This is a genomic window from Dissulfuribacter thermophilus (genome assembly GCF_001687335.1).
In the GTDB taxonomy this organism is placed as follows: domain Bacteria; phylum Desulfobacterota; class Dissulfuribacteria; order Dissulfuribacterales; family Dissulfuribacteraceae; genus Dissulfuribacter; species Dissulfuribacter thermophilus.
In genome coordinates, this window is record NZ_MAGO01000005.1 from 151,574 (window position 1) to 172,229 (window position 20,656).

The 20,656-nt window shown below is 42.9% G+C and carries 19 protein-coding genes; 11 read left to right on the forward strand and 8 right to left on the reverse strand.

The window, feature by feature from the left end; genetic code table 11:
* The first annotated feature begins 151 nt into the window (after window positions 1–151).
* From DBT_RS05730 to DBT_RS05740, 3 genes are read left to right on the forward strand one after another with little or no spacing between them, the layout of a single operon-like run.
* The gene (locus DBT_RS05730; protein WP_067617618.1) at window positions 152–910 is read left to right on the forward strand and encodes a MotA/TolQ/ExbB proton channel family protein; all 759 of its coding nucleotides are present in this window, start codon (window positions 152–154) and stop codon (window positions 908–910) included.
* 5 nt (window positions 911–915) lie between these two features.
* Complete coding sequence (locus DBT_RS05735; protein WP_067617621.1) at window positions 916–1,689, forward strand: flagellar motor protein MotB; 774 nt, start codon at window positions 916–918, stop codon at window positions 1,687–1,689.
* Between the two features lie 18 nt (window positions 1,690–1,707).
* Window positions 1,708–2,298, forward strand: a complete 591-nt coding sequence (locus tag DBT_RS05740) for a PilZ domain-containing protein (protein ID WP_067617625.1) — start codon at window positions 1,708–1,710, stop codon at window positions 2,296–2,298.
* Here DBT_RS05740 and DBT_RS05745 read toward each other — a convergent pair.
* The 6 genes from DBT_RS05745 to DBT_RS12075 all read right to left on the reverse strand — a co-directional run bounded on the left by DBT_RS05745 (window position 2,293) and on the right by DBT_RS12075 (window position 11,061).
* Window positions 2,293–4,023: a flagellar assembly protein A gene (locus DBT_RS05745; RefSeq protein ID WP_067617628.1), complete on the reverse strand. Its 1,731-nt coding sequence runs from the start codon at window positions 4,021–4,023 to the stop codon at window positions 2,293–2,295. The two genes, DBT_RS05740 and DBT_RS05745, sit on opposite strands and share 6 nt — an antisense overlap.
* A 5-nt stretch (window positions 4,024–4,028) precedes the next feature.
* Window positions 4,029–5,750 (reverse strand): radical SAM protein, encoded by a 1,722-nt coding sequence (locus DBT_RS05750; RefSeq protein WP_083186658.1) that lies wholly within the window; start codon window positions 5,748–5,750, stop codon window positions 4,029–4,031.
* On the reverse strand, window positions 5,707–7,539 hold the full coding sequence (locus tag DBT_RS05755) for a PDC sensor domain-containing protein (protein WP_067617631.1): 1,833 nt from the start codon (window positions 7,537–7,539) through the stop codon (window positions 5,707–5,709). Before DBT_RS05755 ends, DBT_RS05750 begins: the two co-directional genes overlap by 44 nt.
* A gap of 16 nt (window positions 7,540–7,555) precedes the next feature.
* Window positions 7,556–9,340, reverse strand: coding sequence for an aspartate--tRNA ligase (gene aspS / locus DBT_RS05760; RefSeq protein WP_067617634.1), 1,785 nt, complete (start codon window positions 9,338–9,340; stop codon window positions 7,556–7,558).
* Entirely contained in the window at window positions 9,341–10,630 is a 1,290-nt protein-coding gene (hisS, locus tag DBT_RS05765; RefSeq protein ID WP_067617637.1) for a histidine--tRNA ligase, read from the reverse strand.
* Between the two features lie 290 nt (window positions 10,631–10,920).
* Window positions 10,921–11,061: a hypothetical protein gene (locus DBT_RS12075; RefSeq protein ID WP_153304050.1), complete on the reverse strand. Its 141-nt coding sequence runs from the start codon at window positions 11,059–11,061 to the stop codon at window positions 10,921–10,923.
* A 531-nt stretch (window positions 11,062–11,592) separates the two neighbouring features.
* Here DBT_RS12075 and DBT_RS05770 point away from each other — a divergent pair.
* The 7 genes from DBT_RS05770 (at window position 11,593) to DBT_RS05800 (ending at window position 18,488) form a co-directional block, all read left to right on the forward strand.
* A complete protein-coding gene (locus DBT_RS05770) occupies window positions 11,593–12,774 on the forward strand; it encodes a porin (protein WP_067617640.1) in 1,182 nt (393 codons plus the stop codon).
* Window positions 12,775–12,899: 125 nt separating this feature from the next.
* Window positions 12,900–13,133: a hypothetical protein gene (locus DBT_RS05775; protein ID WP_141674225.1), complete on the forward strand. Its 234-nt coding sequence runs from the start codon at window positions 12,900–12,902 to the stop codon at window positions 13,131–13,133.
* A 145-nt stretch (window positions 13,134–13,278) separates the two neighbouring features.
* On the forward strand, window positions 13,279–14,145 hold the full coding sequence (locus DBT_RS05780; RefSeq protein ID WP_067617647.1) for a 4-hydroxybenzoate octaprenyltransferase: 867 nt from the start codon (window positions 13,279–13,281) through the stop codon (window positions 14,143–14,145).
* Between the two features lie 79 nt (window positions 14,146–14,224).
* Window positions 14,225–15,007: a dihydroorotate dehydrogenase electron transfer subunit gene (locus DBT_RS05785; RefSeq protein WP_083186659.1), complete on the forward strand. Its 783-nt coding sequence runs from the start codon at window positions 14,225–14,227 to the stop codon at window positions 15,005–15,007.
* Window positions 14,985–15,899 carry a dihydroorotate dehydrogenase gene (locus DBT_RS05790; RefSeq protein WP_067617650.1) on the forward strand — a complete coding sequence of 305 codons (915 nt, stop codon included), beginning with the start codon at window positions 14,985–14,987 and terminating at the stop codon, window positions 15,897–15,899. The genes DBT_RS05785 and DBT_RS05790 overlap by 23 nt, the downstream gene beginning before the upstream one ends.
* Before the next feature lie 86 nt (window positions 15,900–15,985).
* The gene (locus tag DBT_RS05795; protein WP_067617653.1) at window positions 15,986–16,447 is read left to right on the forward strand and encodes a YbhB/YbcL family Raf kinase inhibitor-like protein; all 462 of its coding nucleotides are present in this window, start codon (window positions 15,986–15,988) and stop codon (window positions 16,445–16,447) included.
* 58 nt (window positions 16,448–16,505) lie between these two features.
* On the forward strand, window positions 16,506–18,488 hold the full coding sequence (locus DBT_RS05800; RefSeq protein WP_067617656.1) for a hybrid sensor histidine kinase/response regulator: 1,983 nt from the start codon (window positions 16,506–16,508) through the stop codon (window positions 18,486–18,488).
* Window positions 18,489–18,496: 8 nt separating this feature from the next.
* On the opposite strand, the gene DBT_RS05805 is transcribed toward DBT_RS05800, so the two are convergent.
* On the reverse strand, window positions 18,497–19,819 hold the full coding sequence (locus DBT_RS05805) for a YihY/virulence factor BrkB family protein (RefSeq protein ID WP_067617660.1): 1,323 nt from the start codon (window positions 19,817–19,819) through the stop codon (window positions 18,497–18,499).
* A 72-nt stretch (window positions 19,820–19,891) separates the two neighbouring features.
* Here DBT_RS05805 and DBT_RS05810 point away from each other — a divergent pair, with 72 nt between their 5' ends.
* The gene (locus tag DBT_RS05810; RefSeq protein WP_067617793.1) at window positions 19,892–20,179 is read left to right on the forward strand and encodes a Smr/MutS family protein; all 288 of its coding nucleotides are present in this window, start codon (window positions 19,892–19,894) and stop codon (window positions 20,177–20,179) included.
* Here DBT_RS05810 and DBT_RS05815 read toward each other — a convergent pair.
* A complete protein-coding gene (locus DBT_RS05815; RefSeq protein ID WP_067617663.1) occupies window positions 20,176–20,565 on the reverse strand; it encodes a DVU0772 family protein in 390 nt (129 codons plus the stop codon). The genes DBT_RS05810 and DBT_RS05815 overlap by 4 nt on opposite strands.
* Between the last annotated feature and the right edge of the window lie 91 nt (window positions 20,566–20,656).

Genomic DNA, 20,656 nt, shown 5'->3' on the forward strand with positions numbered 1-20,656 from the left:
CATTCAAGTTCTCATGAAAAATTACAGATAATGATAAGCCACAGTATTTAAAATACCCAATTTTGATATAATTTTGTTTTAAGAAGATTCCAATGTTGCCGATAAAGAAATAGATACAAAGCTAAATTTAGGTCTCATGAGGTAGTAAAATATGGATATAGGCACTGTTGCTGGGCTTGTATTTGGTTTTATCCTGATCATTACAGCTATATTCTTAGGCGGCAGTATTACCGCATTTATAGACGTTCCGTCTATACTGATTGTCATAGGTGGTACTGTTGCTGCTACTCTAATTAGATTTACACTTTCAGACGTTATCAATAGCATAAGCGTTGCAATGAAGGCATTCTTTGCCAAGACTCAACCACCGGAAGAAATCATTCAAGAACTTGTTACATTGTCCAATATCGCAAGGAAAGAAGGACTCCTAAAGCTTGAAAAACAACCGGTTAGTGACCCATTTCTCAAAAAGGCTATTATGTACTGCGTAGATGGCCACGAGGCAGAATTTATTGAAGACGTATTGAATAAAGAGATTGATCTAACCCTAGAAAGACATGGCCTTGGCCAAAATATCTTTGCAGCCATTGGAGATGCGGCCCCTGCCTTTGGTATGATTGGGACATTAATAGGTCTGGTCAACATGCTCGGCAATATGAAGGACCCTGCAAGCATTGGTCCTTCCATGGCTGTCGCACTTCTTACAACTCTCTATGGCGCAATCATGGCCAATCTTATAGCACTACCAATTGGTGACAAGTTAAAGAGGAGGAGCCAAGAGGAAGAACTCAACAAAAAACTTGTGGTAGAAGGGGTCTTGGGGCTTCAAAAGGGTCTCAATCCCAGGGTACTCGAAGAACTCTTAAAGACCTTCCTGCCCCCCAAGAAAAGAGGCAGTGAAGAGGGGTAAAAACAATGGGAAAAAAGTGCGAATGTCCTCCAGGAGCACCTAAATGGATGGTTACCTTTGGAGACCTTATGAGTCTCCTTCTGTGCTTTTTTGTGCTCCTTTTATCGTTTAGTACTATGGATCCTGCCATGTTCAAAGAGGTATCTGGGTCCTTAAGAAATGCATTTGGTGTACAAAAAAGTGAGATCACATATGAAATCCCAAAGGGAATAGATATAGTATCCAGAGAGTTTAACCCAGTCTTCACTGTGGACATAATCCTCGAGAAAATAAAATCTGCAATAAAGCTTGAACTGATAAAAGGTGAAATTGAAATCGAGGCCCTTAACGACAGAGTAATACTAAGGTTCAATGATGAGTTGACATTTCCTCCTGGAAGCGCAGAACTCATTCCTTCTGCAAAACCAAAGCTTGATAAGATACGAAAGATAATAGAAGAAGTCCCTGGAGAAGTACTTGTAGCAGGACATACAGATAACATCCCCATTCAAAGCAATAAGTATCCATCAAACTGGCATCTATCAGCTGCAAGGGCCGCAACAGTGGTAACGTACCTCTTGAAGGATGGGACTATAGCTCCTAGCAGGCTAGCTGCAATTGGTTATGGTCCAAGCAGACCCAGACTGCCCAACGATTCTCCTGAAAACAGAAAAAAGAATAGACGTGTAGAAATCATCTTTATGCAGCCTCAAAATCCAGAAGAATTTGATGTCAAACCCATAACAGGCGGTCCTTTAAAGGACCAAGAAATAATGCCAGCCCCAGTATCAATACAGTAAGAATGTGGGAGAAGTAGAATGAAGGAACAGCGACCAGAAGACAGAAGGGCCCATATCAGAATTACTGACAAGATCCTCTTCAAGATAAAATTCATAGAAGAGACAGAATATCAGCAACTTGAAGAGAAGGTCCTCAAAGGTATTGAGCAACCATTTGAAGAATTTTCTCTTCAATGGGAATTACCAAAAATAGACGTACCCGCAAGGAAGTTGAGGGAAAAAGATGAAAATTTGGCAAAGGCCTTGGAGGTCATAGATACAAAATTAAATCTGATTATAAATCTCTTGAATATCAGAATGAGAAAGAATTTCCCTGAAGAGCAAGTTCTCGTGGATATGAGTGCATCTGGAATTGCATTCACCTCTAAAGAAGAGATAAAAAAGGGACAAATTTTACAATTAGACATAGGTCTCTTACCTGAACAGTATTTTTTCAGATGTTTTGGACGTGTGGTTAGGACTGAAAAAATTCAAGATGGCTACAAGATAGGGATAAAATTCATATGGATTACCGAAACAGACAGGGAAAGATTGATTGAGCACATCTTTCAAAAGCAGGTACTTCAACTCAGACTCAGACGAGAAAAAAAAGAAAGTGAATCATCATAGCTCACTCGCTACCATACCCTGGCCTGGAATGTAATTTAATTGAATAGTTATCTGAGTCCTTTCGCTGGATGCATCTGCGTACCATTTAAAACTCTGTTCATTACATCTTATATTCAAACAGCCGCATCCTTTTAGAATTCCTTTTACCCTCACCTCCATGCGTGATAGTTCTTGTTCCAACTCCTTCTTTTGAATCTCAATTGCCTCCAAATCTTGAGTAACTCTAGCTTCATTCTCTTTTGTATCTATGAATGACTTTAGGGCCTTAACTAAGGGAAGATTCACGTTATTTTCTATTTTCCCCCATTGTTTTAACTGCAAAATGGCCTCTTCAAATCCAATTTCACCCTTTAATAATCGTGTGCCAAGGTCCTTAAGAAATTCAAACTCTCGGTCCTTATGATTACCAAAAGCATTTTTTATAGTTTTTATCTTTTCAAGGAATATCATTGCCTTATCTTTAAGCTCAACTCTAAGGCTCTCAATCGATCTCTTTAGCATCTCTCTTTTTTGAAATACCTGATCAAGCTCGTCAAAAAGGTCTTTACCAATTTCTACGTTTAAATGGCTTCTTATTTCACATCTATCTATGTAGAGACGTCGTGCGGCCACGTCACACTGTCCGATTAAAATCACTGGTATCCCTTTAGGTTGCATCACAACAATAGGACTAATGATTAAACACCGAGCTACTTCCCTTCGGATCAAAACGAATTCATCTGACTTAAGTCTTGCATTTAATGCAGTCCATGCCTCAATCTTTTTCCCTACCTTTACAGAACTCCTTATATAAGCTGCCTTGAGTTCACCAGAGACATCTATCCTCTCCCCTTCAACAGCCCCTTTAACCTCTAAATTTCCATCAATAATAACAGCAAAATTACCCCTAATATCCCCTTCCACTATAACGTCTGCTACACAACGTACCTCCTCAATCAAGTCTCCAATATTTCCAGTGCTAAAATCGATATTTCTGACTATGAGTCGATTGCGGACCTCGATCTGCCTCAAGTGATATGCATCTCTTATATCATTTTCAAAATCACAGATGATAATCCCTGACCTATCTGCCAGGTATTCATATAAATGCCGTTTTTCTTCATCATCATAATCCCTTCTTACTTCGATACCTTCTCCTACATCGACTTCAAAGGCATGTCCTATCTTAGGTGGAATCAAGCGTCCTTCGACATCAGTCCCTGGAGTACCGTTTGTAGGCTCATAGATAGTTAGGAGAATTTGACCGGCATAGGCCTGGGGAAACTTATTAATAGTGCGGAAATCGATTGTTCCATCTGGCAAAAACTTGCCTGGTTTTTCATTATAATCAAAGTGTACCTCGATTTTTCCGTCTAGTCCGTCTATAGGTGGTTCACCCCTTATAATTAGGGCCCTTATTTCCGCATTTGTATTGATTGAAACGGTCCTTGGTCTGAGATCCTTTCCCAAGGCTGGAGCAAGAAACACTGCTTCATGTTGCTGAGTTTCCAATAGTTCCTGTCTGATATCAGAGGGGATCTGTATGTTATAATGAGCAAGGATACCTTCAATTGCAGATACGAGGATCTTGGGTTCTGCCTTGCTTATAGGAGGGAGATCCATTGCCACCTTTAGGCAATATCCACTTTCTGTATTGACCTCTTCTATTGTATTCAGAATCCACTCAGTAATGTCTTCCACAGCTTCTTTTTTGAGATCAAGCTCTTCAGAACTGTTCTCAATCATAACTATTACTCCGCAGAGGTCATTTTACACGCACCGCAAAGAATACATCCTGAAAATTTACACCTCGGTGTCTCCTTCTGTTTAACGGCTTTCAGATATTCCGATTTTAAATATTTTCGTTTCACCCTAGAACCTATGATCTCCCAGGAAAGCATATTTTCTTTATCTGGTATTCCAGTAAGATATTTATCGAAATCTCCACCTGTTTCCTTAACAGCTTTTTCAAGGTCAATGCCATTCTTACTGGCCAATGAAATCGCGTTGGCTAGCCTTCTGTCTCCCCTACTCAAAACTGCCTGCAACCGAGCTTCTCTAATAGAATCAAGTTGAATCTTCACATTTGAAATCTTAGATAATCCCTTTTTTAGAAGGGCACGTCTCCTTCTGAGATTCTCTGGATCTTCCTGTTTTTCCCACTGAAAGGGAGTAAATGGCTTTGGAACAAAAGTGCTAAAGGAGGCAGTGAGTCGCCCTAGTCTACCTCTAGATCTCCCATAGGTAGCCATTATGTCTCGTACCTTTTTGATAAGACCTATAGTCTCTAGAATGTCATCATCATCTTCTTCGGGCAGTCCGAGCATAAAATACATCTTTAGATTCGGAATTCCTGCCCACGACAGATATTCCGCAGCCCTTAGAATATCGTCTTCTCTCAGTCGCTTATTGATAGTCTTTCTAAGACGTTCAGAGCCAGCTTCTGCGGCAATGGTTGCTACTTTTGCACCTGATTTTCTCAAAAAGAGGGAAAACCTCTTTGTAATACGATCTGCCCGAAGCGAGGAAAAAGAAAGTCTCAGTCCCTTTCTCTCCACAAGATCAACGACTTCGGCAATAGTGTCATCCTCTGCAAATTCAAGCCCAATAAGACCGACAGATTCAACCTCACTACCAATTGTCTCAATAGTCCTTTTAACCGTATCGATTCTCCACTGTCTTGCAGGACGATATGCAAACCCCGCTGCACAGAAACGGCATCCCTGGCCACACCCACGAGTAACCTCGATTAATTGCATGTTCCCAAAAATAGAATGGGGGGTAGTAATTACACTCTTTGGTGCTTCTTTTAATTCTTTAGTCCAAGAAGGTTCTATAGGGAAAGGAGCTCCAGCCTTTATGTCCCAATGAGAAACGCTTCTATCAGCCTCATATTTTGGCTCATATAACGACGGGACATAAAATGAATTAACCTCCTCAATCAGTCTTAAAAGTCGCCTCTGCCTGGGCTGATCAGTATCAAGCAGCGTGGGGATTGTATTACGGAATGCCTCTGCACAGGTTTCAAACTCTCCAATGAATATGGCGTCTATAAAGGGTGCTATGGGTTCAGGATTCAAACTTGGGCCAATTCCACCGGCCAACACCAGAGGAAAGGCATCTGATCTGTCTTTAGAAAAGCAAGGAATACCCTGTTCTTCAAGGATTCTGGGGATTTTTAGATAATCCAGTTCAAAACTTATTGAAAAGCAGATTAGATCAAAATCCCTTAGTGGCCTCCCAGACTCTATGGAGTTTGAGGCCCTGTCACCTTCCCAGAAGAGCCTCTCACATACAATTTCATCAAAGGAATTGAGGATGGCATATACCCTCTGAAATCCGAGGTTTGCCATCCCCACTTCATAGAAATTCGGAAAGACCAGGGCAACCGATGCCCGATCTTTCCATTTTTTTCTAATGGCCCCTGTCTCAGTCCTCTTCAGCTTCTTGTTCCATCTTTGTGAGGTCTTCAAACTTGATGTCTACTCCAAGTACTCCAATTATTTCATCTTCATCATTTCTAATGGGACCAGAAACAGTGATACAAAGGGCACCAGTGATCTTTGAAGTATAAACATCAGTTACATGGATTTTTCCGTCTTTTATAGGGCCAATAAACCATGGCCTATTGGAAAAATCATCATCGAGCTTAAATGTGGCATACTTGGCCTTGTCTTCGATGTGAGTGATATTTTTTGTGATCTTTTTACCCTCAATATCAGTAACATAAAGGAATTGTATAAATGGATCTTCTTCGAGCACTTCCTTAAGGACGGGTTCAATCTTTTCTGGATCCATTGACCTGATTTCTTCCCGGTCAACAAGTTCCGCTACAATATGTGAAGCAAGTTCCCTTGCCTTCTGCTTAAACTTTTCAAATTCAGAGGTAAACAACTCCGGAAGATATCGCCTTGTTAGGGCCTCCATTTCACCTTTACTAATGGAAGTCACCCTGCCGGCCTCATATTCCTTCATTATTTTCTTATAAATCTTCACAACGCCGGGATGGCGTTTATCAACCGCCTTATCACCTTCAAGATGGAGGTGTGAATTAATCCAATGGGCTATACCTGCTGTGCCGGACTTATCTGAAATGACGACAGATATCGGCCTTCCAAGTATCTTCTTGGTATCAAAGATATTGTATATCTCTTCATTTTTGAGGAGGCCATCAACATGTATGCCTGCACTTGTAGCATTGAAGTCTGCTCCTACTAATGGATAATTCTTCGGTATGTGGACACCGAGTTCTTCTTCAAAGTAACGGGCGGCATCTGTAATAGCCAAGGTATCAATCCCGTCTTCTGTTCCCCTAAGTGCTATCCTCTCTATGAGAACTGCCTCAATTGGGGCATTTCCAGTACGTTCTCCAAATCCAAATAGCGTACCATTTATGGCCTCACACCCATAAAGCCATGCGGTAATTGCATTTACAAAGACCTTGTGAAAGTCATTATGTCCATGCCATTCCAGAAGTTCTCCTGGGACTCCCGCCTCTTCAATCATGGTCCTAACGAGTTTAGGCACACTTCTTGGAAGTGCTGCTCCAGGATATGGTACGCCATAGCCCATGGTATCACAGAGTCTGATCTTTATATCTATCCCGGACTCTTCCCGTAATTTCATCAACTCTATTGCAAAGGGCACGCAAAATCCATAGATGTCTGCCCTGGTAATATCTTCAAAATGACACCTTGGACGGATTCCAAGCTCAAGGGCTGCTTTAACGATTGCCAGGTAGGACTCCATGGCCTGGGCCCTGTCTTTCTTGAGTTTTAGGTAGATATGGTAGTCAGAAGCAGAGGTTAAGATCCCAGTCTCGGTGAGCCCCATCTCTTTGACCAATTTGAGGTCTTCAGCCTTTGCTCTGATCCAACCACTAATTTCAGGGTACTTATAGCCCCTTTCCCTGCAGCGTTCTACTGCCTCTTTATCCTTTTTGGTGTAAAGAAAGAATTCGGCCTGTCTTATTATGCCTTTCGGTCCACTTAATCTGTGAAGAAAATCAAAAATAGTTAAAATTTGATCTACTGAATATGGGGGTCTTGCCTGTTGACCATCCCTAAAAGTCGTATCGGTTATGAGCATATTTTTGCACGGGCTTGGGATCACATATTTATGATCGAAGTCTATACGAGGCACACTATCATATGGGAAAATAGTGCGCATGAGGTTTGGTTTTTCTGGATTTTCAAGACGAGGCTTCCAGAATTCTGTATGTTCATGATCCAGTAATCCCCTATTCTCATTCCATTTTGCCATGAGTCTTTCTCCTTTTTTATGCTTCCTTAATTATCCTAAGGTAAAGCTCGGCAAGTTGCTCCATGCTCACGTTTGATGGAGCACCAGTCATTAGACACTGTGCCTTCTGGGTTTTTGGGAACGCTATTACGTCTCTTATTGACTCCCTTCCTCCCATGAGCATAACAAGCCTATCCAAACCAAATGCAATTCCCCCATGCGGTGGAGCGCCATATTCCAATGCCTCAAGCAGGAATCCAAATTTTTCTCTTGCCTCTTCTTCACCTATTGATAATGCCTTAAATAGTCTTTCTTGAAGTTCCTTTGTGTGAATACGTATACTGCCTCCTCCAATTTCCACACCATTTAATACCAAGTCATATGCACGGGAACGGACCTTCAATGGATCAGATTCTAAAAGATCCAGATCTTCTTCCTTTGGAGAGGTGAATGGATGGTGCATTGAGGTCAGCCTCCCCTCGTCTTCATCGTATTCAAGAAGAGGGAAGTCAGTAATCCATACAAACGAATACTGCCCATCTTTGATAAGACCTGCCATTGCGCCTAGTCTAAGTCGCACTTCGCTCAGGACCTTAAACACCACATCTCTTTGGTCAGCACCAAAGAAGAGGCAATCACCTGGTTCTGCCCCTGCCCTTTCAGCAATTTGAGCCTTTTCTCCATCGGAGAAAAACTTCTGTATTGGAGACTGCCAAGATCCATCATCTTTTATCTTGACCCAGGCAAGCCCCTTTGCACCGAGATCAATTGCAAAATTTGTAAGATCATCAAGTTCCTTTCTGGAAAGCCCCGCCATGCCTTTGGCATTTATTACCTTAACGACCCCTCCAGATTCTGCTGCCTGTTTGAAGACTTTAAGTCCGCAACCCTTAGCAACATCTGTAATATCAACGAATTCCATATTAAAACGTATGTCTGGCCTGTCTGTGCCATAGTGGTCCATGGCATAATCGTAGGTCATGCGTTTAAAAGGCGTCTTTAGCTCCAATCCAAGACAATCTGAAAACAGGTGGGATATGAGCCCTTCCATAAGCCCCATAACGTCTTCTTCTTCGACAAACGACATCTCAAGATCAAGCTGTGTGAACTCTGGTTGCCTATCTGCCCTTAGGTCTTCATCTCTGAAACACCTTGCAATCTGGTAATATCGCTCGATACCCCCTATCATGAGAATCTGCTTGTAGAGCTGTGGCGACTGGGGAAGTGCATAAAAATTTCCTGGATTCACGCGGCTTGGAACGAGATAATCCCTTGCACCCTCTGGCGTGCTCTTTGTAAGAATAGGTGTCTCAACCTCAATAAATCCTTTATTATTTAAAAAGCTCCGCATTTGCTGGCATACCTTATGCCTAAGCCTCAATCCCTCGAGCATCCATGGACGCCTCAAGTCCATATAGCGGTATTTCAGTCTCAAGTTTTCAGAAACAGCCCCCTCTTCATCCAGTGGAAATGGTGGTGTTTTTGATGTGTTCAAGATCCTCAGTTCATTCACAGCCACTTCGATAAAGCCTGTCTTCAACTTTGGGTTTTCCATGCCTTCAGGGCGCCTTCTCACCCTTCCCTTAACAGCTATACAATACTCACTGCGGAGCCTCTGGGCCTTTTCATGAGATGGTTCATGTATCTGTGGATCGAACACCACCTGGGTTATGCCTTCCCTGTCTCTCAGATCAACAAATATTACGCCTCCATGGTCTCTCCGCCTGAGTACCCACCCCATGAGCACCACATCGTTTCCGATGTATGATTCGTTAAGCGTTCCACAGTCATGGGTACGTTTAAGTCCATTTAGAGATTCCATTTATTTTGCCTCCTCCTCTTGAGCCTTTTTCTTTTCTTCCTCGTCAACCTTCTTAATGATCTCTTCAACTACGTTATCAAATGGGATACGGACCTGCTCATGGGTGAGCATATCTCTGAGGATAGCCTCTTCTTCATCGATTTCTTCTTCACCAATAATTATAGCATAGCGCGCATTCAGTTTGTCAGCGTTCCTTAACTGGGCCTTTAAGCTCTTTTTTCCGTAGACAGTATCACATTTTAGCCCGCTTTCTCTCAATCCCTTCATCCATTCAAGGGCGTACTCTCGACCGTCTTTTTCCAGCACAGCAAAAAAGCAATCTATGCCATGCTCATCCTCAAAATCTTTTATGAGCAATAGGGCCCTCTCCACACCGATGGCCATTCCCACCCCAGGGACCTTGGGACCACCTAGCTGTTCTACGAGACCATCATAACGGCCTCCAGCGGCCACTGTGTCCTGGGCTCCAAGGTGAGCAGCCTTAATTTCAAAGGTAGTCCTCTGGTAATAATCAAGCCCCCTTACGAGGTAAGGATTTATCACAAAAGGAATTTGAAGGGTCTCCAAGTTATCTAGGACCTGGCCAAGGTGTTCAGAACATTCAGGGCACCAATAATGCTTTATTACAGGTGCAAGGAGCAATGCCTTTTTACACGACTCTTTCTTACAATCAAAGACCCTTAAAGGGTTTGAACGCATTCTTCGCTTGCAGTCAGGGCAAAGCTCTTCAGAGTTGTTTTCAAGAAAGAGTACCAGATCTTTCCGATGACCTGGTCTGCACTTTGGACACCCTAGAGAATTTATTTCAAGCCTGACGTCTTCTATGCCAAGGTCATTCAAAATGGTCCATGCCACCCAGATTACCTCGGTATCTGAAAGTGGATCATCGCTGCCGATGACTTCGGCATTGATCTGGTGAAACTGGCGAAGCCGTCCTTTTTGAGGCCTTTCATATCTAAACATTGGCCCAATGGTATAGAGCTTTTGAACACTGGATCGGGCTTGCAGCTTATTTTCTATATATGCCCTGATTATCCCAGCAGTAGCCTCTGGACGAAGAGTAACAGAGTCTCCATTCCTATCTTCAAATGTATACATTTCTTTTTCTACGATATCGGTGAATTCCCCGATACCTCTCTGAAATACTTCTGTCTTTTCAAGTAAGGGGGTCCGGATTTCAGAAAAACCAAAGTTTTCAAAATTGAACCGAGCCGTCTCTTCAATGTATTGCCAGACCTTTGTTTCAGGCGGCAATATATCCTTAAAGCCTCTAATAGCCTTACACGCCAATTTGCCTCGTCTCCTTTGAAAAAAATTCCTCTTTTATTACTCTATTAAAGGATTTTATTCAACCTAAATTGAGCACATCAGATATCGGAGAAATTAATATAACACAATTTACCAGAAAAGGCTCTTCATTGACCCAACAGAGATCAACTATCAAACCTCTATCCCTTTTCGAAAATCAGAAAATAAATTTTTTAAACAATTACGCAAGAATATAGACTTAAATTTTAAATGGGCCTCAAGTTTCAAACTATATTTAGAAGGCTGTATCTACTCTAAGGCTGATGTCATCCTCAAGAGGGTATATTAGGGCCAAAGATTCTATCTATGGCAACACCCTTACGGCCTTTTTTATTCACTACCATAGGGGTACCTTTAAATAAAATGAACACTACCTTTTTGAGGGCATTAGCCAGGTCTAGAGATGCCTCCATAAGCTTAGATTTCTAATAAAGCCTCTCAAGTTCCAGCTCCTTTTATATTTTAGTCGCCTTCTGAGTCAGGCCTAACTAAATTGTCAGACATATTACAAAAGCGAATTTTTCCCTTCATAAACGAGGGCCATAACTCGAGAGCGTTTGTTGCAATTTTAATCTGTGCTCCACCTAAGTATTATAAATAAAAGCAATAGGTTATGATGTTATTAAAAATCTATTTTCCCATCTTTGGCATCTGTCTTGCTTTGTAAAAAGACAAAACAAAAAAAATAGAGGCGCATTACCATGAGAAAAATTACTGTTTACAGCAAAAGCGGAAGCTAAATTTTTTCTCTCATTTGCAAATAGTCGCCTGCAAGAAATAGTTGATTTATGCACAAAGTACATATATATACTCTGCCGGGCTTGCAAGTTCCTACGTTAACAGCGCCTTACAGATATTTTGAGAATTGAAAATTAGGCTTTTCTGCAATTGGCGCGGAGAATAAACTTGTCTGTGTGTATCTGTTAACAAAGAGAGGAGGAATTATGAGGGAGAATTTATACAGAATTAAGAGCATTTTTAAACTTTTCATGCTACTAGTCATTATTACATTGTTTTTTGCTCCTGTTTTACCATTAGCAAGGGCCTCTCAACAGGATGAAATAGATGCATTGAAGGCCCAGGTAAGACAGTTGATGCAAAGGATTGAACAATTAGAAAAAAAAGAGGCATCAAAACCTTCATCCAACGCAAAAGCCTACTGGAAAAACGGTTTTAGAATAGATTACAAAGATGCAAGAACCGGAAATGAATACAAATTTAGGTTTAGAACAGGCATTCAGTTTAGATATACCTACATGGACAGAGACGAAGACATAAACGGGGCTGAGGAAAACTATAGCTCCTTTAACATGCGCCGCCTTCGCTTCTTCGTAGACGGTACAGCCCCGAACAGAGACTGGAAATACTACGTGCACGTCCAGCTTGAGCCCAAAAGTAGGGTAAATGTCCACGACGCCTTTGTAATATGGAAAAAACACAAAGAATTCATGGTCCAGTTTGGCCGAATGAAGATTCCAGGACTCGGAATAGAATATTGGCAGAGTGGATTTAAACAAAACGGTACTAGTAGGACCATTTTTACGGATGATAGTGAAGGCTACTGGCCCTTTGACGGTGGAACTCCGACCTTGAGGGTTGGTGGCCATATACTCTCAAACGGATTCCCAATTGGAGGTATGTTAAATTACAGGTCTCAGGGAATTTTATTAAACGGATATCTAGATTTCATGGCTAAGAAACAGTTTTTATGCTATTGGCTCGGTTATTTTAACGGAAGGGATACCCAAGGAAATCGAGATATAAACAGTGCAGATAAGTTATACAGCGCGAGGATTGGCATAAACTGGCTGCCAGGTTCAGATCCAAGAGGACCGATGGGGTCCAAGACATTCAATAATTATTTTATGCAGGGCGACTATGGCTTTAACAAGGTCCCTGCCTTGGCAACAGTATTTTCTACGTTTTGGGCAAAAGATCGTGTGAACAAATTCTTCGATCTAAATGGAAACGAAAATAGTGCAAGACACGATACAGAAAATTATGGCTTTGATATAACAGTCCTGTTTCGTTATCTAGGATTCTCCTCAGATATCGAATGGGCATGGGAAGAATTTATTCAGGCCCCTGACAAGGCACACAGGAAACATGGGATAGGTGGGCATTAAGGGCCAACATCGGATACTTTTTTGTACCAAAAAAGTGGGAAGCGGTTTTCAAATACGCCTATTTGGAAAGGCTTGAAGGCAACACTCCCCTCAATTCACTTCAAAGTGGCTTAGGCCTGGTACAGTTGGCAAACGGAAAAATGGGGATAGAAGACTATATGCAACAATTTGTCCTGGGTATTAACTACTATTTCCACGGATTCAATCAATACATCACCATGGATGTATCCCTTCTTCAAAGAAACATAAAAGATGCATCTAATGCAGAGGCAGCAGAGGTTGGTATGACTGCAGCTGATTTTGATAGCGTAAAGGAAAACGACTGGCGCTTTAGGGTAATGTATCAATTTTGGTTCTAACCTATTGCAAAATAGTGTCAGCTTATCTGGGCCCAGACACACACAGACAATCCTTTGTCATCTTCTATAACAGTCCACCCAGCGCTTTGTGAAAGCCTATCTTTAAGGGCTTGAAACTGGAAGAACTTAAGGTTAACAAGAAGGCATGAACGGGATTATAAGACGTATAAAAATTCTTTTGGAAATGATAAAATTTGAACACACAGTCTTCGCCCTACCATTTGCATTCCTAGGGGCGTTTTTGGCTCAAGGGGGGATCCCTCCGTTAAAAGAGAGCCTTCTTATCTTGCTTGGAATGGTAGGTGGAAGGACTGCTGCCATGGGCTTTAATCGCATAGTTGACCTTCCATTTGATGCAAAAAATCCCAGGACCAAAGAAAGACCCCTTGTTACAGGTGCAGTTAAAAAGAAAGAAGCTTGGGCCATGGTTATTTTATCGAGCCTTGCCTTTTTCATTTCAGCATACCTGTTGAATCCCATGGCCTTTAAACTGTCTCCGTGGGTTTATATAGTCCTACTCGCATATTCGTACACAAAACGTTTTACCCCACTGTGCCATCTATTTCTCGGACTTGCCATTGGCATAGCACCCACAGCAGGATGGATCGCCATAAAGGGTAGCATCTCTCTTCTACCAATACTCATTTCCATTGGAGTCATGTTTTGGGTAGCGGGCTTTGACATCCTCTATGCCTGCCTCGACACAGAATTCGACAAAAAAACAGGTCTCCATTCTATACCAGCTGCAATTGGGGTAAAAAACGCCTTTTTTATCTCATCACTATTTCACGTCATTGCTTTTTTCCTATTCTTAGCTGTAGGACTATTGGCAGATCTCAGGCTTCCCTACTACATAGGCCTTTTTGGGGTTTCAATCCTCTTTATACTTCAACGCAGAGTGGTTAGTCCAAACGATCTATCAAAAATGAATCTTGCTTTTTTTACGTTAAATGGTCTTGTAAGCCTAATACTATTTTGCTTTACTGTTATTGATATGACTTTCTTTCATTAAAGGATGCGCTTACGCTAGAAAAACCTAGGTCAAGTGAATAATGCTTAATCCTGTTAGAATTTACCATTAAGGAGGCTAGGTGCTCAGAAAAGACCAGTGGTGCAAGGTGTTAAACCACGAAAAGATGGGCCCAGAAGTCTATCTCATATGTCTTGAGTCAAAGGAGATCGCACTTGGGGCCAGGCCCGGCCAGTTTGTTATGATCTCTGTCAATAGGGGAGATTCAAAAGATCCCCTCCTAAGGCGGCCCTTTTCTATTGCCTGGACAGATGAATCCCGTGACGCCTTTTACATACTCTACAGGGTGGTGGGACGTGGAACTTCAATACTGTCAAAAATAAAAAACGGAGAATTCCTCAAGGTCTTAGGCCCGCTTGGTAATGGCTTTAACACTATTTGGGATGAACAAAGGTTTCTTGTAGGCGGAGGGCTAGGAATAGCCCCAATCATATTTCTAGCTAAAAAAATGCAATCAAAACAGGCACCACACAAATGTATAATTGGGATCCGCTCAAAAGAGGATTTTCCGGCCCTGATTGATATTCTTCAAAAGGACATAACCCACATTGAAATAACAAGTGAGGACGGCTCTGTTGGTATCAAAGGACTCGTTACTACTGCTCTTGAGAGTTTAGTAAAAAATCACAGGAATTGTCTTATACAGACCTGTGGTCCAATACCCATGCTCAAGGCCATTTCTGAGATTGTTACCCGTTATGGGATAAAATGGGAGCTTTCCCTTGAGGCCAACATGGCATGCGGTGTTGGACTATGCCTTGGATGTGCCTTTGAAGGTAAGAACAGAATAGTACATATTTGTAAGGATGGACCAGTATTCGATGGAAACGAAATTTTCGCCTGACCTTACCACGACGCTTGGCCCAATATCCCTTAAAAATCCTGTAGTCCTTGCATCAGGAACCTGTGGATACGGTATTGAGTTGTCCGATCTAGTCGAACTCAAGGCCCTTGGGGCAATTGTCGTTAAAGGGATAAGCCTTGAACCTCGCCCTGGCAATCCTCCACCTAGGATTATCGAGACACCGTGTGGACTGTTGAACGCAATCGGATTGGAAAACATAGGAATTGATGCCTTTATCGAAAAAAAACTACCGTGGTTACGGGAACAGGGCATTACCACCATCGTTAACATACTCGGAAACTCCATCGACGACTATAAAAGGCTTTCAGCCATCCTCGACAAAGCAGACGGTGTCGCGGCAATCGAAGTAAATATTAGCTGCCCTAATGTAAAAGAAGGGGGCGTTTCGTTTGGCAAGACCCCTGAGGGGACCCATGCCGTAACCAAGGCAGTCCGAGATGAGACAGGGCTCCCGCTGATCGTGAAGCTTAGCCCGAATGTTGGAGATATTACAGTCATTGCCAAGGCCGCCCAGGATGCAGGGGCAGATGCCGTCAGCCTCGTGAACACCTTCTTAGCAATGGCCATAGATATAGAAAAAAAGAGGCCTGTACTAGGAAATACTTTTGGAGGCCTCTCTGGTCCTGCAATAAAACCCATTGCTCTAAGGATGGTTTGGGAGGTCAGTCGGGCAGTTCAAATACCCGTCATTGGAATCGGCGGGATAACCCAGTGGCAAGACGCAATAGAATTCCTTATGGCAGGGGCCAGCGCTATTCAAATAGGGACTGGCACCTTAATTTCTCCCGATTGCGGTAAAAAAGTTGTTGACGGCATACGGGATTTTTTGCGACAAAAGGGATATAAAAGGGTAGAAGAATTAAGGATATAACCAAGCTTTCCATAACGGTCGTCTTTTTTACGGTCCTTTTGATCGTAACTTGCCACCCCGTTTCCTCGGGGGAAAGGAGATCTCACATGAAATTTCAATCCGCGGCCTTTGATCACATGGGAGAAATACCTGAAAAATACACCTGCGACGGTCAGGACATCTCCCCTCCCCTATCATGGGATGACCTCCCAGAAGGCACTAGGTCGCTGGTCCTCATCGTCGATGATCCAGATGCCCCAGACCCCAAGGCCCCGAAAATGACATGGGTCCACTGGCTCCTTTACAACATCCCTCCTACGACAAAAGGCCTTGAAGAGGGGATAAGCACCTTTCCCAAAGGGACCCTTCATGGTAAAAACGACTGGAGACGTACTGGCTACGGTGGTCCATGCCCGCCTATAGGACGCCACCGCTACTTTTTTAAGCTATATGCCCTTGATACTGTCCTGCCTGATCTAAAAATCTCCGACAAAAAGGCCCTGGAATCCGCAATGAAGGGCCACATTATAGAAAGGGCAGAGCTTATTGGGACATACCAGCGTAAATGACAGCCTGTCTGTTTTTAGCACTCTCCATCGCTTGCTAACAAAAAACCTATGAGCTATATTGGGTTTAAAATTTTTTAACCGTTCTTTTAAAAAAGTAGTATTGGTGGGCAATACGGCATTGATAGCACCAAAGAGTAAAATAGGCCTTTATTTTTTACCTGGAGAGCCCTTTGAAACTATTAAATCCATAGTTCTGGGCATGGGCCATGAGTTTGTCCAGGACTTTGAAGCCTTTGAAAGTGGGGCAAATAGGCCAAGTCTACTCCCTGATATGGCCATTATGGACGAACACCATGCTTCAATCCTAGAATCCCACAACAGATCCCGGAACTTTTGTCAAAAATGTCCATCATTCCTCCCCATGCTCGTGGCATTGTGGAATCCGCAGCTAATAAGCCTATACATTCAAAAGGGTTTTCACGATTGCATACGTCTTCCCTTTGAAAAGACAGAGGTTGAATCACGGATTATTACTTTTTTGGCCCTTAAAAATAGGGCCAAACAACTTTTTGGGAAGCTTGAAAGCCAAAAACACCTCTTGTCCACTGCCCTTCAAAAGGTAGACGAGGCAGTAGTCATAACTAGTGCCTCCGGAGATATCGTGTATGCCAATGATTCATTCAAAGACCTTACAGGCCATGGAACAGATGAACTTCTGAAAATAAACCTCAGCAATATAATTTTTAATGAAGACCTTCCAGAAACCGCCTCCAAGGACAGCGTCCACGGATTCATAGTCAACGGAAATGTCAGGAGGGGTACCTTAAGGCTAAAAAGGGCAGACGGTACATGTATTGAAATGGACGCGAGTATCACTCCATTTACCGATAGCTCTTTAAAAGGCCTATACTATGTGTACGTCTTGAGGGATATCAGTGAAAAACGCCTCATAGAGGCCCGTACCATTCAGGCCCAAAAACTCGAGGCATTAGGGGTTTTGGCTGGGGGAATCGCCCATGACTTCAATAACATACTGACTCCAATCATCGGATATGCAGAACTTTTGAGGACTTTCCCCCACAAAGAAGGGGAGTTTCTAGAGGAAGTTGACCAGATCCTAAAGGCCGCAACAAGGGCAAAGGAATTGGTGGGAGAACTGCTAAGCTTTTCCAGACAGCAAGATGAGCCTAAGAGGCTCATAAATCCCGTCCCGATCCTAAAAGAGGCCTTAAAACTCCTGAGAGCCGCAGTACCAGATAACATAAATATTGTTCAGGACATCGATCAGAACACTCCCAAGATCTTCCTCAGCCCAGTACATCTCCACCAGATTATAATGAACTTGGTAATAAATGCCTATCAGGCCATTGGAGACAGACAGGGCCGCATAGAGGTAACCCTTGAAAACATAGAAGTAGACGAATTCAGTGCCCGCACACATCCAGGCCTAAAACCTGGTCCCCATGTGAGACTCAGCGTCAGCGACAATGGTCCAGGCATTCCAGCATCTTTCCTCCACAGGATCTTTGATCCGTATTTTACTACTAAGGAAGAAGGAAAGGGAACTGGCCTAGGTCTTAGCGTGGTCCACAATATTCTTAAAAATGCCAACGGAATGGTGACTGTTTATAGTGAAGAGGGTAAAGGCGCCACTTTTAGGTGCTATTTTCCCGCACTAAAGGCCGAAGGCAAGGTTCAGATAGAGGAATGGAGTCAAACCCAGCCCTGTTCTTTGGGGCTAAGGGTCATGCTCGTTGACGATGATGAGATGAATCTCGTTATTACAAATAAGATGTTTAATCATCTCGGATGCATTGTCCAGGCCTTTACCGATCCAAATGAGGCATTAAATACATTTAAGAAAGCCCCTAAAGGCTTTGACCTCGTATTCACAGACCAGGTAATGCCAAAAATGAATGGCACGGACCTCTCAAAGGCCCTGCGGATGATAGAAAAAAATATTCCTATCATAATCTCTAGCGGCTACATAGCTGCTCTCAGAAAACAGGCCCTTACTGAAGCTGGTGTCAACGAAGTCCTTTCAAAACCATTTACTCTGTTACAACTAAAAGACACTCTAATCAGAATAATGAAAAAGTAAGATATTAACTAAAGGACTGTATCTATTGTCTTTCCCTTCAACTTCTCCTTTGCCCCTAGCCTTGCTTCTTTGACTAGGCTGCCTCCAATGCTATCCGGTGTCTCCTTTCCAAGTACTGCATCAATCGCCTCAAATGCCTCAATATCTTTAGGAAGCCCCTTGGGATAGACCTCACGGTCTTCATTATTGACCACAAGAAGTTTTGATTTACTGAGGGCCATCACAATAGATTCAAGTTGATCTTCTGGGATCCTGAGTCTTTTTGAAATATGGTCCAGCCTAGGAGTTGACCTATTAGCAAGGTCTTTGAACACCTCTATGAGTATATCCACTGAAAGGGCTGCCCGTTCCAATGGCATGAGTGCTTGATCGTGGCCAGGCCTATAGCGTGGCAACGCATAGACTGCATAACTAATCTCTGCCCCTACCAGAAATACTATCCAACCAGCATACAACCACAGGAGAAACAGGGGCAAGGTAGCAAAAGAGCCATAGATGGCATTATATTTTGCTACCCCTATTTGTAACTTTATATATGCCGCCTGTGTAAAGATCCAGCCCAACGCCCCGATCACTCCTCCTGAAAGTGCAGGTATGAATGGAACCTTTGTGTTGGGGAGGAATCTGTACATCGCTGTAAAGGTGGAAGCAATCACCGAAAACATGAATAAATTTAATAAAAGCGTACCAATCCATGGTGCTGGGAAAAACCTGTGTAAGATGCCTACAAATTTGGGACTTTGAAGAAATGCCATAACTGCCAGGCCAACGTTCACAGCAAAGGGTAGGAGTATGAGTAACGCCAAATAGTCCATGACCTTCCTTCCAAAGGGGCGCCCACTTGCTGCACGCCAGATCACATTCATTGCGGATTCAATGGTCCCAAATAGCGATATAACGGAAAAAAGCATTCCCACTAAGCCGAATGCCCCAAGGGCTGCAAAGTTTGTATTGTCCACGTAGTCAAACACTGTATCTGCCATGGTCTTGAGGTGTTTTGAAAAAGTGGTTGTCCCATTTTCATGGGGAATGATTGGGGCCTCCTGATAGGCAAGCTGATCGATAAATGCATAGGCTGCCTCTCTGATTTTGTCTCCGGCCCCCAGCCCCTTTAACACAGCAGTGCCCATTGCAAGAAAGGGAACCATGGAAAGTATGACTGTAAAGGTAAGAGCACTGGCCCTTAGGGTGACTGCATCCTTTCTAAATTCAATGGTCACTATGTATATGACTCTGAATATGAGCAATAGAAATCTTTTAAGCCCCTTTGCTTCATCAAAGGAATGGCCCCATATAGTCTTTGTCACACGAGCCAGGGTGCCCTTTTGCACCAATCCATCCTCCTTGCAATAAGGCAGGAAATATCCTACTTTTTAGCCATAATAAACAAAAATTGTGTATATATGCAAGAAAACGAACCAGTAATCTTACCCATAGAAGACGAACTTGATCTCCACACCTTTAATCCAAAGGAGATCAAACCCCTCTTAGAGGACTATCTTAATGAATGCAGAAAACGCGGGATCCTCGAGGTTCGTATAATACACGGTAAGGGTAAGGGCCAACTTAGACGAACAGTACATGCCTTAATGGAAAAATTTGACTTTGTCATCTCGTACTTCACTGCCCCTCCAGAAAGAGGAGGCCATGGTGCCACCATAGCCTGGCTCAAGGGATGGGATAATACCTAATCTTTTTCAACTGGGGGTGATGGGGCATCGAGGGCATTACTCAGCCATTCCTTGAGGGCCTGATTTAAGGGGTATACCCCAACACCTGGCCTCCTTCCTGCCTCCTCTATGGATGACTCCACCAGCTCTCTGGGGACCTCGATCTTTGCGATCTCTTCAACCTCTTTTGAATTTCGCCTAATCAAAGTGACCCCTGGAGGCTCTTCCCAATCATAAATGACAAAGTAAATGGAGTCTTCATCTCCGCTCCTTGCAAACTCATTTCCCCTAGACCATCCCGCTCCCCACTCAAGGTACATATCTATTGCCTTTTCAGGGGTCATTGTCCAATCGATCTTGTTAACGAGCTCCCTCTTTGTCTTTAACTCCTCAATAGTTGTTATCATGGCCAACCCCTTGAAACGACTTTCAATTAATCTTTATTTTTAAAGAATATATCATCTTATCCTTTCATTCCAAGAAAAAACTTTAGCAAGC